The following is a 23,342-nucleotide window of genomic DNA, read 5'->3' as shown; positions in this document are numbered from 1 at the left end:
GCTATTCCTGCTTATCGGGCTCTATGGGGCTTGTTTCCTCGTTTTTATTCTTGGCGTACAAATAGCCCCGCTTCCACCATAGCGTCATGCGTTCTTTATTAAAAATAAGGGAATTGGTCGTGAGCACCGTAGGGGTGTAGTAAAAGTTGATCAGTGCATCCTTTTGGTTGGCCACCAATTTTCCGATTCGGATATTTTGATTTTCGATTCGGTCCAGCATAAAACCAAATATGGTAGTGATCAAATCAAATGGGTTTTTGGAGGAAAGGCGGTTGAGGTGGTTGACTTCGGTATGCAGCACTACTACATCTACTTCGGTGGCCCCACGTAGGAGTGCTTCCTCGATGGGCACCAAAGTTCCCAAACCACCATCGGCATATTCACATCCGTTCTTTTTGACCAAGCTCATAAAGGGAGTGTAATTGGAAGAAATCCAAATCCAATCGCAAAACTCGTCATAGGTACAATCGTTGATGGATTTGTATTCCACTTGGTTCAAGGAGAGGTTGGAGACTGTAACCACCACATCCATATGGCTGGATTTAAGTTCGTTGAATTCCTCAACAGTGATAGAGTTTCGAATGAGTTTTCGGAGGTTTTCGCTCTCCCCAAAGGTCTTTTTCCCTTTCAAAAAGTTTCGGAGCACGTTCCAGTGGTTGATGGCAATGGTTTCAACACCGTGCTTTCTTTTGATGATGAAAGGACAATTATTGAAAATACTATCCTGATTCACATTGGAGTAAATATCCTTGATCTTGTCCAATTTATTCAGGGCCAAGTGGGAAATCAAAAGACTACCTGTGGAAGTTCCCACAAACAAATCGTAGTCCCGTTTGGCTTCTTGTATCAAAAATTGGGCAACGCCGCCCGCAAAGGCACCCTTGCTACCTCCTCCCGAAATGACCAATGCCCTCATTCACCTAAAGTTTTCTCCAAATATTGTTTTTCTTCCTGACTTAACAAAGGGTAAAGTCCCCTAATCCGGGCTGTGTTCCCTTCGGATTGCAAAAAGCCATTCAATATTTCCCGGGCAGACTTTTTAAAATGCCAAACGTGATGGCTACAAGCTTCTACTAAATTTTTTAAGGTAGTATCCGTAAAGCCACCGATATTTTTGAGGTATTCAAATGCAAGCAATCGGGTTTCAAAATGATGTTCCGGGCTGGTGTAACCGCTCAATTCATCAAAATACGAAGCTTTGAAATCGGGATTGTACTCAGGTGTCACCAAAGCCAATGTCAACCAAAGTAATCGAATGTTTTTGTTGGGAAACCCTGTGATTTTATCCGTTTCATTGAGGTATTTGCTCCTATTTTGAGGGAAATCTGACCATAACCTGTAGAGGGCTGCTTCGATGGTCGTATAACTGTCATCCTTCAACAAGCTTTCCATTTGCAATCTTAGCTCAGCTGAAATTTTAGGTTGGGAAAGAATAACGGCTTGCCGAACTTTCAAATCACCTGACTCCAGAACGGAACTTAAAAATTCGGGCGATAACTTGGCCCCATAATCCAAAATAAGATGCTCTTTTAATTTGCTGGACCTTATTTTTTTCCAGGCACGCTTCACAATGGACGCTGCTTCCTCTGGTTTCTCCTCAATCTTGTCCTTTAGTTCAAAATAAGTATTGATGGAGCTGTTTTTCTCCTTCAAAAAGGTAATGACCTCTTCGAAGGGAAAGTCGGTGTTTTCCAACCATAGTGTTTCAAAATCGCCAAGAGAGTTGTTGGAAACCTTTTCTATTTCATGCATAAAATTGGGGATGGTTACATTTTTAAAGGCATAAGTGTTCAAATAATTCTGAATCCCTTTTTGAAAGGCTTCCTCCCCTATCCTATCCTTGAGCATCACCAAGGCCCAAGCTCCTTTTTCATAAAACGTTAAACTACCTGCATTGGGATTGCGTAATGCTTCTCCATTATCTTCACCCGAAAAGCGTTCCAAAGCATTGGCCGTTTCCAATAACCTCCAATAAAAATAATCCTCTCCAAAAATGTCCTTTTCCGCCAAATAGGCATAAAAGGTAGCGAAGCCCTCGTGCAGCCAGTGGTGCTCGCTGCTGGTTTCGGTGACCAGATTGCCAAACCATTGGTGCGCGAGTTCGTGAGCGTTGATGTTCACATAGTTTTTGTCCACAAAAGCAGTGGAGTCCACGACATACTGATTCGAAAAAATGGTACAGCTGGTGTTCTCCATCCCTGCATATAAAAAATCCTGCACAGGTACTTGTTTATAGTTTTGCCAAGGGTACGGTATCCCGATTTCGTTTTCCAGAAAATCGAAAATAGTTTCTGTATACCGGTAGGTAGGCTCCACCTTTGCAACATCGGTAGGCTCGTAATAGAGTTCAATAGGTATGTTTGAAGCTGACTCGACTGTTTTTTTGTTATAGTTGCCAATTGCGAAGCCCACCAAATAACTGCTCATCGGTTTTTCCATATCAAATTGCCAAGCATATCCTTTGGAGTCGGGCAAAGGCTCCTTTTTCATAAGTTTTCCATTGGCAATTACGGCATACTCTTGTTCCAGCGTTATTTCAAGGTCAAACTCCACCTTTTCCGTCATGTCGTCAAAACTGGGCAACCAGTGACTGGTGTATTTTCCCTGTCCTTGGGTCCATACCTGCTCGTTGTTCCAAACAGCGTCGTCCCAGCCTAAAAAATATACCGTTTGTTTTGGTTTTGCCACATACTCCAGGGACAACTCATGCAACTCTCCTTGTTTCAGTTCCTTTTTGATGGTGATTTTTTTTTCATCATACACGAAGTCCACGTTTTGGCCATCAAAATAAACTGCAGAAAAATCCATGTTTACCGCATCCAGATATACGGAATCTACATCCTTGATCACTTCAAACTGATAGGTAACATTACCGTGAATACGATTTTCGACAGGTTTGGGTTCAATCAAAACTTGGGCATGCAGAAAGTCCACCTTATCTTGAATTTGGCCGGATAACAACTGCACAAGTAGCAAAAAAATAATTATGGGGCTCAGCTTCATACCATCATCTTATCAAAAGTCCTTCCAAATTACATATTTTAGTTCGATGAATCCCAATTTTCTACAAACTCCCATAGCGTATTTGAAAGGCGTTGGCCCCAATAGGGCGGATGTGCTCAAGGCAGAACTGGGCATTGAGACCTTTAGGGACCTGCTGCACCTTTTCCCCAATCGCTATCTGGACCGGACAAGCTATTATAAGATCAACCAACTTCAGCCCAGTGGTGCCGATGTGCAGGTGATAGGAAAAGTCATTCACATAAAAATGGTAGAACAGAAAAGGGGCAAGCGTTTGGTGGCGACGTTTGTGGATGAAACAGGACAAATGGATCTTGTTTGGTTTAGAGGCCACAAGTGGATCAAGGAAAGTTTAAAATTGAACGAACCCTATGTGGTGTTTGGTAGGGTGAACAAATATGGAAGTTCCTTCTCCATGCCTCATCCCGAAATGGAAACTTTGCAAAAGCATCAGCAAGGGGTAACAATGGTAATGCAGCCCATTTATCCGTCTACCGAAAAATTGAGCAACAAGGGCATTACCAATCGGGTCATCGGTAAAATGATGCATCAGTTGTTTTTGGAGTGCAACGGGAAGTTTCCAGAATCCCTCTCACCAGCCATTTTGGAGGAGTTACGGTTGATTTCGAAAAGTTCTGCACTCTTCAACATCCATTTTCCGAAGAATCAGGAATTATTGGCAAAAGCACAGTTTCGATTAAAGTTTGAGGAATTGTTTTTTGTGCAATTGCGACTCATATCCCAAAATTTACGGCGTAAACAAAAGATCAAGGGAATGCCCTTTGAGGCTGTGGGCGAAAAATTTACCGAATTCTTCGAAAACCACTTGCCTTTTGAACTCACCGAAGCACAAAAACGGGTTATTAAGGAAATCCGGAACGATTTGGGCAGCAATGCCCAAATGAACCGGTTGTTGCAGGGTGATGTGGGTTCCGGGAAGACCATCGTGGCCTTGATGTGCATGTTGTTGGCGATTGACAACGGGTTTCAAGCCTGTTTGATGGCACCGACGGAAATTTTGGCCACCCAGCACTACAATGGGCTCAAAGAGCTGTTGGTAAACATGGATGTAAAGATTGCCCTATTGACGGGTTCCACGAAAAAGTCCGAACGGACCCTCCTCCACAATCAACTGGAGAATGGAAATTTGAACATTCTGGTAGGTACCCATGCCCTTTTGGAAGATAAAGTCCAGTTTCAGAATCTAGGTTTAGCCATTGTGGACGAGCAACATCGGTTTGGTGTGGCACAGCGGTCAAAGTTATGGCATAAAGGAAGCCCTCCCGAGCTCCCTCCCAAAGGGAGGGTCCAAGAAATCAGATATAAATATCAAACTGCAAATCCTACGACCTACAAAATCTTAAAAGAATATCAACAGCAGGGAAAAAAGAATAGTACGCAAGCGGAACACATTCTGTGGGAGCAATTGAGAACCAAAAAACTAGGTTCAAAATTCAGAAGACAGCATGTTATTGACGACTTTATTGTCGATTTTGTCTGCTTATACAAAAAACTGATTGTAGAAGTTGATGGCGGATACCACAATGACCCAATGCAAAAGGAAGCCGATGCCATGCGCACGGCTATACTGAACGATTTTGGGTACAAGGTAATTCGCTTTAAAAATGAAGAAGTCATCGGAGCCCTAGATTCCGTCGTGAAAAGAATAGAGGAAGTGCTCAATAGTCTCCCCGTTGGGGAGGATGGAGGGGCCGTACCCCCCCATGTTTTGGTGATGACGGCCACCCCTATTCCGAGAACCCTCGCCATGAGCCTTTACGGAGACTTGGATGTTTCGGTCATCGATGAGCTCCCACCAGGCAGAAAACCTGTTAAAACCGTGCATCGATACGATAGTAACCGTTTGAAAGTGTTTCGGTTCATCAAAGATGAAATCAAAAGGGGAAGGCAAATCTATATAGTATATCCGCTCATACAAGAATCGGAAGCATTGGACTATAAAGACCTGATGGATGGCTATGAAAGTATTGTGCGCGACTTTCCACAGCCCGAGTATCAGATTTCGATTGTACACGGAAAAATGAAGCCAGTCGATAAGGATTACGAAATGGAACGTTTTGTAAAAGGCGAGACCCAAATTATGATTGCCACCACGGTCATCGAGGTGGGCGTAAACGTCCCCAATGCCTCGGTAATGATCATTGAAAGTGCCGAGCGGTTTGGGCTGTCCCAATTGCACCAGCTTCGTGGACGTGTGGGCCGAGGTGCTGAACAAAGTTTTTGTATCCTCATGACGAGCCATAAACTGTCCGAAGATGCCAAAACCCGATTGCAGACCATGGTACGCACCAACGATGGTTTTGAAATTGCCGAAGTGGACCTGAAACTTCGGGGTCCAGGTGACCTTATGGGCACACAACAAAGCGGTATGCTCAACCTTAAAATAGCGGATATTGTAAAGGATAATCAAATCTTGAAAACGGCTCGCTACTACGCCATTCAATTGCTGAAAGATGACCCTCGCTTGGAAAAAGCAGAAAACGCACCCATTTTAAGCGCCTATTCCAAAATGATGGCCAATACTACCATTTGGAATTATATCAGTTGATGCCGATAAGGTTTGTAATTGGTAGCATACACCCTTATCTAAAAATACTTCATTACTGATTGACAATCAACACTTACCACTACTTTCTTTTCAAAACAAGTGCTTGAAATTGCCGTTGAACATCGTAATTTTATAAAGGACCGAAAATCGGTTTGACATACAATTTTTAACTTCGTAGGCTTACAAATTATGGAAGATACAATGAGCAAGACACTATTTGATAAAGTTTGGGATTCCCACGTAGTAAAGCATATCGACAATGGTCCGGATGTACTCTTCATCGATAGGCATTTGGTACACGAAGTCACGAGTCCCGTAGCTTTTTTGGGATTGAAGAACAGAGGCATCAAGGTATTGTACCCAGAGCGCACCTTTGCGACCGCGGACCACAATACCCCTACACGAAACCAACACTTGCCCGTTAAGGACCCCTTGTCCGCCAATCAATTAAGGGCTTTGGAAGAAAACGCCAATGCACACAACATACCTTATTGGGGGCTTGGCCATGAGAAAAATGGGATTGTGCACGTTATTGGTCCAGAAAACGGAATCACCGTGCCTGGGGCCACCATCGTTTGTGGCGATTCCCATACCTCTACCCACGGTGCCTTTGGTGCCATTGCTTTTGGCATCGGAACCAGCGAGGTAGAAATGGTGCTATCCACCCAATGTATAATGCAGCCCAAGCCAAAACGCTTGCGCATCAACGTAAACGGCGAATTGAACAAGGCGGTAACACCAAAAGATGTGGCCTTGTTCATCATTTCAAAACTATCCACCTCCGGTGCCACAGGCTACTTTGTGGAATACGCCGGAGAAGTATTTAAAAATATGTCCATGGAAGGCCGAATGACGGTCTGCAACCTCAGTATTGAAATGGGGGCCCGTGGCGGAATGATTGCCCCGGACGAGAAAACCTTCGAATACATTAAAGGAAGGGAATATACCCCAAAAGGCAAGGATTGGGATGCGGCCATGGAGTACTGGAAAACCCTCTATTCTGATGAAGATGCCGTTTTTGATAAAGAAGTGACTTTTGATGCCAACGAGATCGAACCCATGATCACTTTTGGTACCAACCCGGGAATGGGCATCGGAATCAGCAAGGATATTCCGTTGGCAGAAACCATCGATGGTTCTCCTGCTACTTATAAAAAATCCTTGGAATATATGGATTACAATGAAGGCGAGGCCATGGTGGGCAAACCTGTAGATTTTGTATTCTTGGGAAGTTGCACCAATGGTCGAATCGAGGACTTTAGGGCTTTTGCTTCCATTATCAAAGGAAGAAAAAAGGCGGATAACGTAACCGCTTGGTTGGTACCCGGTTCGCACAAGGTGGAAGAAGCCATTAAAAATGAAGGCATTTTGAATGTTTTGACAGAGGCCGGATTTGAATTGAGAGAACCAGGCTGCTCCGCTTGCTTGGCCATGAACGATGATAAAATTCCTGCAGGCAAATATGCGGTGAGTACGTCCAATAGAAATTTTGAAGGACGTCAAGGACCAGGGGCGCGCACGCTATTGGCAAGTCCATTAGTGGCCGCTGCGGCTGCCGTTACTGGAAAAGTGACCGACCCAAGGGAACTGATGCAAGAAGAAGTTTTAGCTTAACAATAAACAATGCACAATAAGCAATTAGCAATTCATTGTTAATTGAACATTGATAACTGAAAATTGAAAACAAGATGGCTTACGATAAATTCAACATACTAACCAGTTCAGCGGTACCCCTACCTATCGAAAATGTGGATACCGACCAAATCATCCCGGCCCGATTCCTTAAAGCGACCGAGCGTAAAGGGTTTGGAGACAACCTGTTCCGTGATTGGCGCTATCATCCAGATGGAACGCCAAAGGAACAATTTGTACTGAACAATCCCATCTACTCCGGAAAAATATTGGTGGGTGGCAAAAACTTTGGTTCGGGTTCTTCCCGGGAACACGCAGCATGGGCCGTGTACGATTACGGCTTTCGATGTGTGGTATCCAGTTTTTTTGCTGATATTTTCAGAAATAACTGTTTGAACATCGGAGTTTTGCCCGTTCAGGTAAGCCCCGAGTTTTTGGACAAAATTTTTAAGGCCATTGAAGCTGACCCAAAAGCAGAGTTTGAAGTCAACCTGCCCGAAGAAAAAATCACCATTTTGGCCACGGGCGAAAGCGAAGGTTTTGAGATCAACGGGTATAAAAAAGATAACATGCTCAATGGTTTTGATGATATCGACTACCTATTGAACATTCAGGACGATATTGAGAAATACGCCGAAAACACGCCACTTTAGGTCACTGCTCGGAACACTACGGCACAAAAATGAAAAAACGTACCATAGAAATTATGGACACCACCCTTCGGGATGGTGAACAAACCTCTGGGGTTTCCTTTTCCGCTTCGGAAAAGCTCACCCTGGCGAAACTGTTGTTGGAGGAACTTAAGGTAGACCGCATCGAAGTGGCATCCGCACGCGTTTCGGATGGGGAGCTTCAAGCCGTAAAGAATATTACGGAGTGGGCCGCCGCAGAAGGGTATTTATCCAAAGTAGAAGTATTGACCTTTGTGGATAACGGTATTTCCTTAAAATGGATGCAGGACGCGGGAGCCAAAGTCCAAAACCTATTGACCAAGGGCTCATTAAATCATTTAACCCATCAACTCAAAAAGACTCCAGAACAGCATTTTACAGAAATTGAAAAAGTCATTTCCGAAGCCAATCAACTTGGGATTGACACCAATGTATATTTGGAGGATTGGAGCAATGGCATGCGAAATTCCAAGGAGTATGTTTTTCAGTTTTTGGACTTTTTGACGCAACAACCCATCAAACGCATTTTGCTTCCCGACACTTTGGGCGTGCTCACTCACACAGAGACAGGTTTGTTTTTTAAGGAAATCATCGAACGATATCCGAACACCCATTTTGATTTCCATGGCCATAACGACTATGACCTTAGTGTGGCCAACGTCATGGAAGCACTAAAAGCTGGGGTTCATGGTTTACACCTCACCGTAAACGGCATGGGAGAACGCGCAGGGAACGCACCTTTGGCAAGTACTGTGGCAGTTATCAATGATTTTTTACCAGAAATTAAAATTGGCGTCAAGGAATCCTCCCTTTACAAAGTAAGTAAACTGGTGTCTGCCTTTACAGGGGTTAGCATCCCTGACAATAAACCGATTGTCGGTGATAATGTGTTTACCCAAACTGCTGGCATACATGCAGATGGAGATAGTAAGAAGAATCTTTACTTTAATGACCTTTTACCCGAACGATTTGGAAGAAAACGCAAATATGCCTTGGGAAAAACATCAGGCAAGGCGAACATCCAAAAGAATCTTCAGGAATTGGGATTGACCTTGAACGATGACGAACTGAAAAAGGTTACCGAACGCATTATTGAGCTTGGGGATAAAAAGGAGCGCGTTACAAAGGATGACCTGCCCTACATTATCTCCGATGTACTGGACAACAATCTACATCAGCAAAAGGTCTTCGTCAAATCTTATGTGTTGACACATTCCAAAGGTTTGAAGCCCTCCACTACCCTTTCCATAGAAATCGAGGGGAAAACGTATGAAGAAAATGCACAAGGCGACGGTCAGTTCGACGCCTTCATCAACGCTTTGAAAAAAGTGTACAAAAAAGAAGGCCGCGAATTGCCCAAACTGGTAGATTATGCCGTTCGGATACCGCCAGGCAGTACCTCTGACGCACTTTGCGAGACGGTTATTACTTGGCAAACCAAAGAAAAAGACTTTACTACACGAGGTTTGGATTCAGACCAGACGGTATCCGCTATAAAAGCCACGGAAAAAATGCTGAATCTCGTATAATGAACTTTGAGAATTGTTTTTAGATAACTGATAATTGAAGAAATGAAATTAAACATAGCGCTCTTGGCCGGAGATGGTATTGGCCCCGAAGTAATAGATCAAGCCGTAAAAGTATCCGATGCCGTAGCTGCAAAGTTCGGTCATGAAATCAGTTGGACCCCTGCCCTAACTGGCGCTGCGGCCATTGACGCCGTTGGAGAGCCCTACCCCGATGAAACCCATGAGATATGCGTGGCCGCCGACGCCGTTCTGTTTGGAGCCATTGGCCATCCACGATTTGACAATGACCCTTCTGCCAAAGTGCGTCCCGAACAAGGCCTATTGAAAATGCGCCAGAAATTGGGGCTCTTTGCCAATGTGCGGCCAACTTTTACATTTCCTTCCCTTATTGAGAAGTCGCCGTTGAAAAGAGAGCGTATTGAAGGGACCGATCTGGTTTTCTTGCGTGAACTGACAGGAGGCATCTATTTTGGAAAAAGAGGCCGTGAAGACAACGACAATACCGCTTACGATACCTGCACCTACACCCGTGCAGAAGTGGAGCGTTTGGCCAAAAAAGGTTTTGAAATGGCAATGCAGCGTTCCAAAAAACTCTGTTGTGTGGACAAAGCAAACGTTTTGGAAACATCCCGCTTGTGGAGGGAAACCGTTCAAAAGTTAGAAAAAGACTATCCCGAGGTGGAAGTGTCCTATGAATTTGTGGATGCCGTGGCCATGCGATTGGTGCAGTGGCCGAGTGCCTACGATGTTTTGATCACCGAAAATTTGTTCGGGGATATCCTAACCGATGAAGCCTCTGTGATTTCAGGATCTATGGGGTTGATGCCCTCCGCCTCCTTGGGAGAAAAGACCTCTTTGTTTGAGCCTATCCACGGTTCATATCCGCAAGCGGCTGGAAAAGATATTGCCAACCCGTTGGCAACAGTTTTATCCGCAGCCATGATGTTCGAAACGGCATTTGGGCTTAAAGATGAAGCAGAAGCCATTCGTGAGGTGGTCAACAAATCATTGGCCGAAGGAGTGGTTACCGAAGATCTTGCCGATGGTGGGAAAGCCTACAAGACCAGTGAAGTTGGGGACTGGTTGGCTGAAAATATTTAATCAACCCACAAAAAACCAATAAGAAAGCCCCGAAATTCGGGGCATTTTAATTCGTTATAAAAATAAACTTCAACTATTTCTTTACCACACTAAAATATCGATGCGTCATTCTGAATTTATTTCAGAATCTCATCATTTTAGTATTCCAATCTTAATGAGAACCTGAAACCTGCCTTTGCCGGCAGGCAGGCAAGTTCAGGTTGACCAGAATGCTATTTTGCTTAAAACTTTTTACCGTTCTCGATACTTTTTCCTTTGGAAAAAACTCGAACTGACACTTTTTTACAAAATGTAGTCCGTGCTCAAGAAGTTGCTCACCTTAGCTTCCAATAGTTGCTCCACCGTCTGAACGTTCAAGTTGTTGTCCTTGAATGCCACAAAGGTTCGGATAGAGAAGGAACGCAATGCATCGTGCACGCTCAAAGTTGACTGGGCGGAGTCCTTTCTACCCGTGAACGGATACACATCCGGCCCACGCTGACAAGAGCTGTTCAGGTTCACACGGCATACCAAGTTCGCTAAAGTATCAATCAGCGGCGACAGACTATATACATCCTTTCCGAACAAGCTCACTTGCTGTCCGTAGTTGGATTCTGCCATATCATCCAAAGGTTCCTCAATATCCTGAAAGGAAAGCACTGGTATAATGGGGCCAAACTGTTCCTCTTGATAGACTCGCATATCCTTGGTAACAGGATACAGCACCGCTGGCCAAATATAGTTGTCGAAATGCTTCCCTCCTTTTTTATTGATGATTTTCGCTCCTTTTGCCAAAGCATCATCCAAGAGCTCTTGGATGTAAGCTGGTTTGTCAGGTTCAGGTAGCGGTGTCAACTGTACGCCATCATCCCAAGGATTTCCGAATTTTAATCCATCCACTTTTTCCGAAAAGCGCTTTAAGAACTCATCTTTTACTTCGTCATGAACGTAAACCACCTTCAAGGCGGTGCAACGCTGACCGTTAAAAGACAAGGTTCCGGAAATACACTCATTAATGGTCAAATCCAACTCGGCATCGGGAAGCACAATGGCAGGATTCTTGGCTTCCAAGCCCAAGACCAACCGCAATCGGTTACTTTTCGGATGCTGGTCCTGCAATGCATTGGCTGATTTACTGTTGCCTATCAACGCCAATACATCCACCTTACCCGTTTTCATTATAGGCGCCGCAACAGCTCTTCCACGACCAAAAAGTATATTTACCACTCCTTTAGGGAAACTGCTCTGAAAAGCCTCCAAAAGGGGTGTGATCAAGAGAACACCGTGCTTTGCCGGCTTAAAAATGGTAGTATTCCCCATAATAATGGCAGGAATCAACAAGGCAAACGTCTCATTCAACGGATAGTTGTACGGACCAAGGCACAGCACAACCCCTAGCGGTCCACGACGTATATGGGCGTAAACCCCATCATGCTTTTGGAATTTGGCACAATCACGGTCCAATTGCTTGTAATCCTCAATAGTATCATAAATATACTCCACGGTACGGTCAAACTCTTTGTAGGAATCCGGTTTGGACTTCCCAATCTCCCACATCAACAGCTTTACGACCTGTTCGCGCTTTTGCTCCATTTTCTTTACGAAGGTTTCCATGCACTCGATTCGGTCCTTTACCTTCATGGTGGGCCAAAGTCCTTGACCTTTGTCGTAGGCCGCCAAAGCAGCATCCAACGCCTGCATGGCCTCCTCTTCGCCCATATCGGGTATGCTTCCCAGTGGGGTCGGGGCGTATTCATCCGTTGAGGAAATGGTAGAAACCACAGGACTGGTAGCTCCTTGCCATTGACGGAGTTCCCCGTTTACTAAATATGTTTTTTGGTGTATCTCTTCGGTAATTTGAAAAGCTTCTGGTATTGCTGGTTTAGTTTTCGCCATGAGTAATTATTTTTTAAGCGATTAGTGTTCTTATATGGTCACCCATACCACACAAAGCTAACACAAAAACCATTGAAAATCATGTTGATTCTGTGGAAACGCTTAGTCTTGGACAGGAAACCAAACTTTATCATAATGATGCCTGAAAATGTTGGTGATATCACACCAAATACTGAAAAAGATCAGGCTTATTGTTAAGATAATCCCCAAAGAAGTTATTGTCTTTCATCCGCTGCATTAAGGGTTCAAGATCTTCCGGGGATTTTAGCTCTACCCCTACAATGGCAGGAGCATTTTCCCTGCTCGATTTCTTCGAGTACTCAAAATGTGTGATATCATCGTTGGGCCCCAAAATATCTGCCACAAATTCCTTCAATGCGCCGGGACGCTGAGGGAATCTCACAATAAAATAATGCTTTAATTGAGCGTAGAGCAAGGCCCTTTCCTTGATTTCGGCTGTACGGGTAATATCGTTGTTGCTTCCGCTTACCACGCACACCACGTTCTTTCCCTTAATTTCTTCCTTAAAATCATCCAAGGCAGCAATGGTAAGTGCTCCAGCAGGCTCCACTACAATGGCATCACTGTTGTAGAGATCTAATATGGTCTGGCACACTTTCCCTTCGGGAATGGTTACCATTTTGTACAGATGGTCCTTGCAAATGGGATAGGTCAACGAACCAACTTTTTGGACCGCCGCTCCATCGATAAACTTATCGATGTTTTCCAGCTCCACCAATTCCCCTTGTTCCATGGATTTTAGCATGGAAGGGGCTCCTTCAGGTTCCACCCCTATAATTTTGGTATTTGGCGATAAGGCCTGGAACGTTCCGCAAAGTCCAGATGCCAATCCCCCACCCCCAACAGCAACAAAAACATAATCGATGGGGTTATCAGTCTGTTGCAGCATCTCCAACCCTACAGTTGCTTGCCCTTCTATCGTTTTTTCGTCATCAAAGGGATGCACAAAGGTTTTGCCTTCTTGTTGACTGAATGATTCAGCGGCTTTTTTGGAGTCGTCAAAAGTGTCCCCTTTCAGTACCACATCCACCCATTCCCCTCCAAACATCTTGGTCTGGTCTATTTTCTGTTTTGGAGTTACAACCGGCATGTAAATGGTTCCCTTCACCTTCAAATGGCTACAGGCAAATGCAACGCCTTGCGCATGATTCCCTGCACTGGCACAGACCACTCCACTGTCCAGTTGCTGTTTACTGAGCGAACTGATCTTGTTGTACGCACCACGGATTTTGTAGCTACGCACCCTGTGAAGGTCTTCCCGCTTGAGAAGAATTTTGGCCCCAAGGGATTTGGAATAGCGGATACTTTGCTGCAAAGGGGTCACCTCTGCCACTTGGGCAATGGTCTTTGCGGCTTGATAAATATCCGCTATTTGCGGAAAGTATGTTTCCACCGTTTCGCTCATGGGGCCAATCGTTTTGTTATCCTATGGGCTTCATGGCCGTCATGGAAGCGCGCAATCTGGCGCCAACTACTTCCACATCATGCTCACGGATGGCTTTGTTCACTGCAATCAGTCGAACGTTGTCCACACCCGTATCCTTTCCTTCGCCAAAGTGCTTGCCAATGATATCGGTGTCCACTTTCTTCATAAAATCAGTCAATAAGGGCTTACACGCATGGTCAAACAAATAACATCCGTATTCTGCCGTATCTGAAATAACACGGTTCATCTCGAACAATTTCTTTCTAGCAATGGTGTTTGCGATCAGTGGTGTTTCGTGCAACGATTCGTAGTAGGCCGATTCACCGATGATTCCTGATTCGGTCATGGTCTCATAGGCCAATTCCACTCCAGACTTTACAAAAGCGACCATCAACACCCCATTGTCATAATATTCCTGCTCAGAAATATTCATGTCGCCAGCAGGGGTTTTTTCAAAAGCGGTCTCTCCCGTAGCGGCTCTCCAATCCAATAGGTTTTTATCGCCATTGTCCCAGTCTTCCATCATGGTTTTGGAGAAATGCCCGCTCATAATATCGTCCATATGCTTTTGGAACAAGGGGCGCATAATTTCCTTCAATTCTTCGGCCAAATCAAATGCCTTGATCTTGGCGGGATTCGACAAACGGTCCATCATGTTGGTGATTCCACCCTGCTTCAATCCTTCGGTGATGGTTTCCCAACCATATTGAATCAATTTGGAGGCATAGGCTTCGTCCACTCCTTTTTCTACCATTTTGTTGAACGAAAGAATAGAACCTGTTTGCAACAAACCACAAAGAATGGTCTGCTCCCCCATCAAATCTGACTTTACTTCCGCCACGAATGATGATTCCAATACACCGGCTTTGTCACCGCCGGTTGCCGCAGCATAGGCCTTGGCTTGTTCCAAACCTTTCCCTTCTGGGTCGTTTTCCGGGTGAACGGCAATCAAGGTAGGTACGCCAAATCCTCTTTTGTACTCTTCACGCACCTCGGAACCTGGACTTTTGGGCGCTACCATGATTACGGTAAGGTCCTCACGAACTTGCATTCCTTCTTCCACGATATTAAAACCATGCGAATAGGACAATGTTGCTCCTTTCTTCATCAAAGGCATTACTGTACTTACCACATTGGTGTGTTGTTTATCCGGCGTCAGGTTGATGACCAAATCAGCAGTCGGAATCAATTCCTCATAGGTTCCCACCGTAAAGTTGTTTTCCTTTGCGTTTTTGTAGGATTGACGTTGTTCCTTGATAGCTGCTGGACGCAATGCGTAGGAGATGTCCAATCCGGAATCACGCATGTTCAACCCCTGGTTTAACCCTTGGGCGCCACAACCTACAATTACAATTTTCTTTCCTTTTAATGCGGTAACACCATCCGCGAACTCGCTGGAATCCATAAATCTACATTTTCCCAACTGTGTCAGTTGTTCGCGAAGTGATAGTGTGTTAAAGTAATTTGCCATTTTAAATATTTGATTTTACGCTATTTAGTTTTCTTGAAATTCTTGCAACATCTCGCTGATGGGCATCGTGGCCTTGGTGACCGCAATTCGACCGGAACGAACAAACTGAAGGATGCCATAAGGCTCCAATGCTTCGTGCATTTCATCTATTTCGTGCCGACGCCCTGTTTTGGCCAAGGCAAAAAACTCCCGATTTACGGTGACAATCTGCGAATGGCTTTCCTTGATGATGTTTTGAATCTGTCGTTCGTCGAACAATAAATGTGAAGCAATTTTGAACAGTGCCGATTCCTGATAAATGGTCTCATCATCCGTATGATAGTAGGCCTTTATGACCTCCACCTGCTTTTCTATCTGCCCCACAATCTTTCGGGTCCAATCTTCTGTGGTAAAAACCACAATGGTGAATTTAGAAACACCTTCTATTTCTGATTTAGAGACATTTAGACTCTCTATATTAATATGTCGCTTTAAGAATATTCCTGATATCCTATTGAGCAATCCGACATGATTTTCGGAATATGCCGAGATGGTATACCATTGTTTTTCCATAGTGTTTTGATATGCTTTGTGACTTGTTGGGTTTGACAAATCTTCACCCTACAAGGTTCCTTTTCTACTCATTTTTATTTCAATCTGATGTCCGAAACAGACGCCCCTGATGGAATCATTGGGAACACATTGTCCTCTTTTTCTACTTTCACCTCCAAAAAGTATGGATTTTTGGATGCCATCATTTCTTGTACTGCTTCCTGAAGGTCTCCCCTTTCGGTAACCCTTCTGGCTTGAATATGATAGCCTTCCGCAATTTTCACAAAATCTGGGTTGGTCATTACCGTGGAAGCATAGCGCCTATCAAAGAAAAGTTCTTGCCATTGGCGAACCATTCCCAAGTGATCATTGTTCAGGACCACTATTTTAACGGGCACATTATGTTGAAAAATAACCCCAAGCTCCTGAATGGTCATTTGATAACCTCCATCACCGATAATGGCCACCACTTCACGGTCCATAGCACCCATTTTGGCCCCAATGGCCGCTGGAAGCCCAAATCCCATGGTTCCCAGACCACCAGAAGTGATATTGCTCTTGGACTGTTTAAACTTGGCATATCGACAGGCTATCATTTGATGCTGACCAACATCGGAGACAATCACCGCTTTGTGGTCGGACGCCAAATTGATTTGCTCAATGACCTCGCCCATGGTCAATCCGTCCTTGGTTGGATGAATGTCCTTATTTATCAGGGCGTCATATTCGATTTGGTACATTTTATCAAACTCCGCCTTCCATGCGTTGTGTTCTTTTTTATCCACCAAGGGAAGAATATCACGCAAAGTTTCTTTGGAGTTCCCCAAAACCGCTACATCCACCTTTACGTTTTTGTCCACTTCTGCTGGGTCAATCTCAAAATGAATGACTTTGGCCTGTTTGGCATAGGTGTCCAGATTACCGGTGACCCGGTCATCAAAGCGCATTCCAATAGCAATCAATACATCGCATTCATTGGTGAGCAGGTTGGGGCCATAATTGCCGTGCATTCCCACCATGCCCACATTCAACGGGTGGTCGGTATCCATGGCCGAGAGACCTAATATCGTCCATGCCGCAGGAATTCCTGTTTTTTCCACAAAGGCTTTTAGCTCCGCTTCGGCTTCGCCCAAAATGACTCCTTGTCCAAATACAATAAACGGCTTTTTAGCGCTGTTAATGAGTTCCGCCGCCTTCTCTAAGCTCCCGGCTTCTGGCTTGGGAACTGGTTTGTAGCTTCTGACCTTTGTACATTTTTCATACACAAAATCAAGCTCATCAAACTGAGCATTCTTGGTGATGTCGACCAAAACGGGTCCAGGCCGTCCAGATTTGGCGATGTAAAAAGCTTTCGCCATAATCTCAGGTATTTCTTCTACACGGGTGATTTGATAGTTCCATTTGGTCACCGGAGTTGAAATCCCCACAATATCGGTTTCTTGGAAGGCATCGGAACCTAAAAGGCTTCGTGTTACCTGCCCGGTAATGCAAACCATGGGGGTTGAATCAATCTGTGCATCGGCCAAACCAGTCACCAAGTTGGTAGCACCGGGTCCTGATGTAGCCATGGCCACACCTACCCTTCCGGTTACCCGTGCATAGCCCTGTGCGGCATGGGTTGCCCCCTGCTCATGACGGGTCAAAATATGGGTCAACCTATCTTGAAACTTATACAGCTCGTCATAAACGGGCATAATGGCTCCTCCGGGGTAACCGTAGATTAAATCGACTCCTTCGGCAAGCAAACAGTGGATGATGGCCTCTGCTCCCGTTATCCGAATGGTCTTCTGTGTTGTACTATCTTTTTTTTGTGCTTTCAATGTCTCCATAAGCCTGAATTTAGGGAGATATCCCTTTCGTAATTGTTAGAACAAATCGGTAACACAGCCCTTTGCTGCAGATGATACCGTTTTGGCATATTTGTACAAGCTCCCTGATTTTACCTTTAATTCAGGTTGCTTCCATTCTTTTCTTCTTTTTTCCAACTCTTCGTCGGAAATATTCACGTTAATGGTGTTCTTAACCGCATCGATGGTAATTTCATCACCATCTTTTACCAAGGCAATACCACCGCCTACCTGGGCTTCGGGCGAAACATGCCCCACCACAAATCCGTGGGAACCTCCAGAGAATCGACCATCGGTTATCAGCGCTACGTCCTTTCCAAGTCCCGCTCCCATAATGGCGGATGTTGGTTTCAACATTTCGGGCATTCCCGGTGCGCCTTTTGGCCCTTCATAACGAATGACTACCACGTCACCTTTCTGTACTTTTCCGTTGTGGATACCTTCATTAACGGCCACCTCACTGTCAAATACACGGGCGGTACCCGTGAACTCAAGTCCTTCCTTCCCGGTAATCTTTGCTACGGCGCCTTCGGTAGCAATGTTACCCGTCAAAACCCGAATATGTCCGGTTTCTTTGATAGGGGCTTCTTTTTTTCTGATAATGTCCTGCCCTTCGGCCAAATCGGGAACATCCAATAGGTTTTCGGCCAAGGTTTTTCCTGTAACGGTCATACAATCCCCATGAAGCATGCCCTCTTTCAACATATACTTGAGTACTGCAGGTACACCCCCTACATTGTGCAGGTCTTCCATCAAATACTTTCCACTTGGCTTTAAATCAGCTAGTAAAGGCGTAGAATCACTGATTCTTGTAATGTCTTCCAAGGAGAAATCCACCTCTGCTGCATGTGCTATCGCCATAAAGTGAAGTACGGCATTGGTAGAACCTCCGAGTACCGTCACCAACCTAAAGGCATTTTCCAATGCTTTTTTGGTTACGATATCCCTTGGTTTGATGTCTTCTTTCAATAAATGGTAGAGTGCCGCACCAGCTGCTTCGCAATCTGCTTGCTTCTTGTCATTAACGGCAGGGATTGATGAATTGAACGGCATGGACATTCCCATGGCCTCAATTGCGGATGCCATGGTATTGGCAGTGTACATTCCACCGCATGCACCGGCTCCTGGACATGCCTTGTGAATGACCTCCTTATATTCCTTTTCGTCTATGGCACCGGCCACTTTTTGTCCGTAAGCCTCAAAAGCCGAGATGATGTCCAGTTTTTTATTGTTATGGCATCCTGGTGCAATGGTTCCGCCATACACCAAAATGGATGGACGGTTCAATCGCAATTGGGCCATCAAAGCACCTGGCATGTTTTTATCGCATCCAACCACGGTAACAAGGCCATCATAACTCATGGCATGCATCACGGTTTCGATGGAATCCGCGATAATATCCCTTGAAGGAAGGGAATAACGCATTCCCGGGGTTCCGTTCGAAATGCCATCGCTCACCCCAATGGTATTGAAAATCAGACCAACTAAATTGGATGACTCTACCCCCTTTTTTACGTCAAGTGCTAAATCATTCAAATGCATGTTGCACGGATTACCTTCGTATCCCGTACTCGCAATTCCTATCAAGGGCTTTTGTAAATCTTCGTCTGTCAATCCAATCGCATGCAGCATGGCCTGAGCCGCTGGCAGCGTTGGGTCTTGTGTTACTGTTTTACTAAACTTGTTCAATTCCATTGTTAAAATTCATTCAAATTGCGTTTTCTTTTAAGAAATGCAGTAATTCAAAGATATATGTTTAAAAAGCCCTAGATTTTTAACAGTTGTTCCCTGTTTAAATTCACTGGAAACATAATATACATAAATTACTGTTTTTCAAACTTTTAGATGGTTTAAAAATCCAACATTCAATTAATTTTCTCTGAAATAAAAAAGGCCTGTATCGTGTGGGATACAGGCCTTTTAAGTCAATAGCAAGTCTGTATCACCCCGTTTTTGGGACAATTATGACAGCTACGATGACTTGGTTACTTCTTCTCATAAGTCAATGGTACAAAAAATAATTGTATTCTTCTGGATGCTTTTGGAGTTTTTCTAAATCAGTTTGAACCGCAATTCATCACCGTATTTTTTTTGGGCCAAAATGGAGATGGATGCTTCCGAAAGTTGCAATATTCTGGGATAACCGCCGGTAGTTTGCCCGTCTTTCATCAGAATGATCATACGCCCGGCAGGAGTGAGCTGAATGGTGCCTGGTAAGGTCCCTGAGGTAAGCATGGTGTGTGAATGCTCTGCGATGAGCTCCGAAATTTGATAGGCCATCCGATTGTTTTCTTTGGAAACGTGGTAGGTTTTGGTGAATATCGCTGTCAACTGTTCATCAGACAACAATGAAAATTCTGGTCCCTTATAAACTTTTAGTGTACTGTTTTCAAAATGTTCCTCAATCTTTACTTCTGATATCTTGGGCTCATAAGACTTGGTCTCTTCATATGGAACCTCGTCACCGTCCTTAAGTCGTGCCGATTTGGTAACCGGGTAAAACTGTGAACGACTGTTGAGCAATTTTTCCGATTGAAAACCCCCTTTTACGGCCAAATATCCCCTAAAACCTTTCTCTAGGCGGCCATAGGACAATATATCCCCTTTGTGTACTTGGATTACGGTATAATTATCAATGGGTTCATTGTTCAAGGTGGCGGCTATATGCGCCCCTGACAAACTTATATACGTATCGGTATCAAATTGGAGCGTAGGACCTGTCATTGTGATTTCCAATACTGCATCGTTCTCATCATTCTCCAACAACAGATTGGCTTTTTTTACCGATTCCACATCCATGGCCCCAGCTATGGGAACACCAATATCCCTATGCCCATACCTTCCAAGGTCTTGTATGGTCAAGTAAAGTCCCGGTTTCAACACTTTAAGCATTTAAAACGACTTTTTCAGGTTCATAGATGCCTACTTCGCCCTCAATTTTGTGAAGCTTGTACTCGGCTTTGGAAATACGTTCAAACTGTATCTTGTCTCCCACCTTAACAAAGCAAGGGTCCTCCTTTTTAGGGTCGAACAAATCCACTGGACAGTTACCGATAATGTTCCATCCACCCGGAGAATCTTGTGGATAAATTCCGGTTTGCTTGCTGGCAAGTCCTACAGAGCCCTTCGGAACCTTTAATCTTGGCTCTGCACGACGGGGAATTTCCAAATGGGAAGGGAGTCCGCCTAAATACATAAAGCCCGGCAAAAAGCCTATGCCGTAAACGACATACTGGTACGAGGTATGCTGTTCAATAAGTGCTTCTGGAGATAACCCCAACACTTTTGAAGCCTCCTCCAGGTCCATTCCAAATTCCAGATCATAGCAAACAGGCAGTGTCCATAAATGCTGTATCCGTTCTGTTTTGGATTTAGCCTGTTTTTCATGGCACTCCAAGATCATATTCTTGGTATCCTCAAAATCGATATGGTCTTGGTTATAGACCATGGTCAAGGTATTATAGGCCACAGACATTTCCCAACCTGGGGTTTTCAGCTCCTTAAAAGCGTCCATAAAATCGAGAATGTCCGCCAAAATGGATTCACTCACCTCTTTGGGCCATTCAACTAGAACAGCTCTTTCTCCATAGGGCTTAATACTGATGGGGTAACTTTTCACTTTGCTAATTGCACCTGGTTTCGGGGTAATTCTTTAGAAAGATACATTAATATTTTCAATGCCGAAACCGTATCGCCATGGATACAAAATGTGTCTGCCTGAATTCGACAGGGTTCACCATTCATGGCCAACACTTTACCCTTTTTTATAATGGGCAATATATGCTGTAAAACCGCTTCGGGTTCTTCAATCAATGCATTGGATTCTTTTCTGGAAACAAGCGATAAATCTGGATTGTAATTTCTGTCCGCAAAGGCCTCAAACCGAACCTCAAACCCCTCCTTTTGAGCTACCATTGAGATTTCCGAACCAAAAGGAACAAATAAAACCGCTTTCTCTTTATAATCTTTAATGGCATTCAAATATACTTTTGCCAACTCCTTATCCTTTGCAGTTTGATTGTACAGCGCTCCATGGGCCTTAATATGATGTAGTGTTACTTCTTCTTGCTGTAACACTGCATCAAAATCGGACAATTGTTTTTGAATACTTTGCACTAAATCCTCATTGGAAATATCCATTACCTCCCGGCCAAAATTGGTTTTATCCGGGTATGATGGATGCGCTCCTACCTTGAGCCGATGCCGCTTGGCCAAAGAAACTACCCTGTACATCATTTCAGTATCCCCTGCATGTCCGCCGCATGCAATGTTGCACGAACTGATATATGGGAAAATATCAGCCTCATTGCCAACACCTTCACCTACATCACAATTGATATCTACCGTATACTGTATCATTTAAAACAAGCCTATCACCTTAAATATACTTTTTGCCCCAAGAAATATGGAAAAAAGGACGATTGCCGCACCAAATACATTCTGAACCACAGAATTTCGATGTTCGCCCATCACCGATTTTTTGTTTACAACCCATAGGAGCAAAATGGCCATTACGGGAAGTAAAACTCCGTTGGCCACTTGTGCAAATTGAATGACTTCGATGGGTTTTATATCAAAAGAGAGAAAAACAACCCCACAAAGGAGGACCGTGGCCCAAACTGCCTTAAACTTTTTGTGTTGCATGCCTCCCTCCCAACCAAAACAACTAGCTGCCACGTAAGCCGCAGCCAAGGGTGCCGTTATCGCGGAGGTTATTCCGGCCGCCAGCAACCCCATTGACATGAATAGAAATGCCATTTCGCCAAATAAAGGCTCCAAGGCCTTGGCCATATCCAAAGCATCGTCGATTTCGGAAATGGGAGCGGCCGCAGCGGTAACCAAGATGGCCATGGAAACCAATCCGCCCAACCCAATGGAAATAAGGGTGTCCCAGTTCACTGCTTTCAGATCGCTTTTGGATTTCCATTTTTCCTTGACCAAGGAGGCATGTAAAAAAAGGTTATATGGAACCACTGTGGTCCCTACCAAGGCAATTACCGTAAGTAATCCGTTCTCCGGTAGTTTGGGAACAAACATTCCCTTTACTATTTCCCCAATTGATGGTTGGGTGATGATGGCACAAACGACAAAACTAACGCCCATAATACCGACCAGAGCCACAAATATTTTTTCCAAAGCCTTATAATTGCTAAACCACAACAGTAGAAAAATAATCCCACCCATTATTGCGGGCAAAAAGGATTTTACTTGGGGATGAGGCAACAACTGCTCCAATCCTAAAGTGGCCCCACCAATATTCCCTGCTTCATAGGCGGCATTGCCTACCAAGATAGCACCAAGTACAATGGCGATTACACTGTTTCTGACCCATGGTGTTTGCAGTTCTTCGCGGACCACATCCACCAGTCCACTTTGGGATACAAGACCAATCCTTCCTGCCATTCCCTGCAATACAATCGTAGCAATTACAGACACTAACAGGGCCCACAGCAAAGCATACCCAAAGCTTGCTCCTGCTAGAGTGCACATGGTTATGGTTCCCGGTCCAACAAAGGCTGCTGCCACTAGAACTCCCGGTCCTATTTTTTTAAACATGGATGCTTTGGTTTTGGAGGGCTTAAATTAAAAGGATAAAAGGACAAAACCTGCATTTCATCCGAAAAAGTGCCATTCGTCTAAAAGTGGGA

General features: G+C 44.5%; 17 protein-coding genes. 5 read left to right on the top strand and 12 right to left on the bottom strand.

Going from position 1 to position 23,342, the window contains the following annotated elements; genetic code table 11:
- Position 1 precedes the first annotated feature (1 nt).
- Positions 2-916, bottom strand: coding sequence for a patatin-like phospholipase family protein (locus EO130_RS12280; protein ID WP_127141798.1), 915 nt, complete (start codon positions 914-916; stop codon positions 2-4).
- Positions 913-2,934, bottom strand: a complete 2,022-nt coding sequence (locus tag EO130_RS12275) for a M1 family metallopeptidase (RefSeq protein ID WP_241244349.1) — start codon at positions 2,932-2,934, stop codon at positions 913-915. Before EO130_RS12275 ends, EO130_RS12280 begins: the two co-directional genes overlap by 4 nt.
- Positions 2,935-3,049: 115 nt before the next feature.
- Between EO130_RS12275 and EO130_RS12270 the strand changes: the two genes are divergently transcribed.
- The 5 genes from EO130_RS12270 (at position 3,050) to leuB (ending at position 10,523) form a co-directional block, all read left to right on the top strand.
- Positions 3,050-5,590, top strand: coding sequence for a DUF559 domain-containing protein (locus EO130_RS12270; protein ID WP_127141796.1), 2,541 nt, complete (start codon positions 3,050-3,052; stop codon positions 5,588-5,590).
- Between the two features lie 201 nt (positions 5,591-5,791).
- Positions 5,792-7,204 carry a 3-isopropylmalate dehydratase large subunit gene (gene leuC, locus EO130_RS12265; RefSeq protein WP_127141795.1) on the top strand — a complete coding sequence of 471 codons (1,413 nt, stop codon included), beginning with the start codon at positions 5,792-5,794 and terminating at the stop codon, positions 7,202-7,204.
- A 74-nt stretch (positions 7,205-7,278) separates the two neighbouring features.
- On the top strand, positions 7,279-7,875 hold the full coding sequence (gene leuD, locus EO130_RS12260) for a 3-isopropylmalate dehydratase small subunit (RefSeq protein WP_127141794.1): 597 nt from the start codon (positions 7,279-7,281) through the stop codon (positions 7,873-7,875).
- A 29-nt stretch (positions 7,876-7,904) separates the two neighbouring features.
- Positions 7,905-9,422 carry an alpha-isopropylmalate synthase regulatory domain-containing protein gene (locus EO130_RS12255; RefSeq protein ID WP_127141793.1) on the top strand — a complete coding sequence of 506 codons (1,518 nt, stop codon included), beginning with the start codon at positions 7,905-7,907 and terminating at the stop codon, positions 9,420-9,422.
- A gap of 42 nt (positions 9,423-9,464) precedes the next feature.
- On the top strand, positions 9,465-10,523 hold the full coding sequence (gene leuB / locus EO130_RS12250) for a 3-isopropylmalate dehydrogenase (RefSeq protein ID WP_127141792.1): 1,059 nt from the start codon (positions 9,465-9,467) through the stop codon (positions 10,521-10,523).
- Between the two features lie 282 nt (positions 10,524-10,805).
- On the opposite strand, the gene EO130_RS12245 is transcribed toward leuB, so the two are convergent.
- From EO130_RS12245 to EO130_RS12200, 10 genes are all read right to left on the bottom strand, one after another.
- Complete coding sequence (locus EO130_RS12245; protein WP_127141791.1) at positions 10,806-12,398, bottom strand: NADP-dependent glyceraldehyde-3-phosphate dehydrogenase; 1,593 nt, start codon at positions 12,396-12,398, stop codon at positions 10,806-10,808.
- 160 nt (positions 12,399-12,558) lie between these two features.
- Positions 12,559-13,824: a threonine ammonia-lyase gene (gene ilvA, locus EO130_RS12240; RefSeq protein ID WP_127141790.1), complete on the bottom strand. Its 1,266-nt coding sequence runs from the start codon at positions 13,822-13,824 to the stop codon at positions 12,559-12,561.
- Positions 13,825-13,840: 16 nt separating this feature from the next.
- A complete protein-coding gene (gene ilvC, locus EO130_RS12235) occupies positions 13,841-15,316 on the bottom strand; it encodes a ketol-acid reductoisomerase (protein WP_127141789.1) in 1,476 nt (491 codons plus the stop codon).
- Positions 15,317-15,340: 24 nt separating this feature from the next.
- On the bottom strand, positions 15,341-15,868 hold the full coding sequence (ilvN, locus tag EO130_RS12230) for an acetolactate synthase small subunit (protein ID WP_127141788.1): 528 nt from the start codon (positions 15,866-15,868) through the stop codon (positions 15,341-15,343).
- A 74-nt stretch (positions 15,869-15,942) separates the two neighbouring features.
- Positions 15,943-17,676 (bottom strand): biosynthetic-type acetolactate synthase large subunit, encoded by a 1,734-nt coding sequence (ilvB, locus tag EO130_RS12225; protein WP_127141787.1) that lies wholly within the window; start codon positions 17,674-17,676, stop codon positions 15,943-15,945.
- Between the two features lie 36 nt (positions 17,677-17,712).
- A complete protein-coding gene (ilvD, locus tag EO130_RS12220) occupies positions 17,713-19,389 on the bottom strand; it encodes a dihydroxy-acid dehydratase (protein WP_127141786.1) in 1,677 nt (558 codons plus the stop codon).
- Positions 19,390-19,746: 357 nt separating this feature from the next.
- Complete coding sequence (locus EO130_RS12215) at positions 19,747-20,586, bottom strand: 5-oxoprolinase subunit C family protein (protein ID WP_127141785.1); 840 nt, start codon at positions 20,584-20,586, stop codon at positions 19,747-19,749.
- A complete protein-coding gene (gene pxpB / locus EO130_RS12210; protein ID WP_127141784.1) occupies positions 20,579-21,313 on the bottom strand; it encodes a 5-oxoprolinase subunit PxpB in 735 nt (244 codons plus the stop codon). Before pxpB ends, EO130_RS12215 begins: the two co-directional genes overlap by 8 nt.
- Positions 21,310-22,053 carry a 5-oxoprolinase subunit PxpA gene (gene pxpA / locus EO130_RS12205; protein WP_127141783.1) on the bottom strand — a complete coding sequence of 248 codons (744 nt, stop codon included), beginning with the start codon at positions 22,051-22,053 and terminating at the stop codon, positions 21,310-21,312. Before pxpA ends, pxpB begins: the two co-directional genes overlap by 4 nt.
- Positions 22,054-23,250, bottom strand: a complete 1,197-nt coding sequence (locus EO130_RS12200) for an Nramp family divalent metal transporter (protein ID WP_127141782.1) — start codon at positions 23,248-23,250, stop codon at positions 22,054-22,056.
- Between the last annotated feature and the right edge of the window lie 92 nt (positions 23,251-23,342).

It is taken from the genome of Flagellimonas marinaquae (assembly GCF_003992675.1).
In the GTDB taxonomy this organism is placed as follows: Bacteria; Bacteroidota; Bacteroidia; order Flavobacteriales; family Flavobacteriaceae; genus Flagellimonas; species Flagellimonas marinaquae.
This window is presented reverse-complemented; position numbering and strand designations above follow the sequence as displayed.

Bases quoted from the DNA above. Each gene is read 5' to 3' on its own strand.
- EO130_RS12280 (WP_127141798.1), bottom strand. From the start codon at position 916: ATGAGGGCATTGGTCATTTCGGGAGGAGGTAGCAAGGGTGCCTTTGCG.
- EO130_RS12270 (WP_127141796.1), top strand. From the start codon at position 3,050: ATGAATCCCAATTTTCTACAAACTCCCATAGCGTATTTGAAAGGCGTT.
- leuC (WP_127141795.1), top strand. From the start codon at position 5,792: ATGAGCAAGACACTATTTGATAAAGTTTGGGATTCCCACGTAGTAAAG.
- leuD (WP_127141794.1), top strand. From the start codon at position 7,279: ATGGCTTACGATAAATTCAACATACTAACCAGTTCAGCGGTACCCCTA.
- EO130_RS12255 (WP_127141793.1), top strand. From the start codon at position 7,905: ATGAAAAAACGTACCATAGAAATTATGGACACCACCCTTCGGGATGGT.
- leuB (WP_127141792.1), top strand. From the start codon at position 9,465: ATGAAATTAAACATAGCGCTCTTGGCCGGAGATGGTATTGGCCCCGAA.
- EO130_RS12245 (WP_127141791.1), bottom strand. From the start codon at position 12,398: ATGGCGAAAACTAAACCAGCAATACCAGAAGCTTTTCAAATTACCGAA.
- ilvA (WP_127141790.1), bottom strand. From the start codon at position 13,824: ATGAGCGAAACGGTGGAAACATACTTTCCGCAAATAGCGGATATTTAT.
- ilvC (WP_127141789.1), bottom strand. From the start codon at position 15,316: ATGGCAAATTACTTTAACACACTATCACTTCGCGAACAACTGACACAG.
- ilvN (WP_127141788.1), bottom strand. From the start codon at position 15,868: ATGGAAAAACAATGGTATACCATCTCGGCATATTCCGAAAATCATGTC.
- ilvB (WP_127141787.1), bottom strand. From the start codon at position 17,676: ATGGAGACATTGAAAGCACAAAAAAAAGATAGTACAACACAGAAGACC.
- ilvD (WP_127141786.1), bottom strand. From the start codon at position 19,389: ATGGAATTGAACAAGTTTAGTAAAACAGTAACACAAGACCCAACGCTG.
- EO130_RS12215 (WP_127141785.1), bottom strand. From the start codon at position 20,586: ATGCTTAAAGTGTTGAAACCGGGACTTTACTTGACCATACAAGACCTT.
- pxpA (WP_127141783.1), bottom strand. From the start codon at position 22,053: ATGATACAGTATACGGTAGATATCAATTGTGATGTAGGTGAAGGTGTT.
- EO130_RS12200 (WP_127141782.1), bottom strand. From the start codon at position 23,250: ATGTTTAAAAAAATAGGACCGGGAGTTCTAGTGGCAGCAGCCTTTGTT.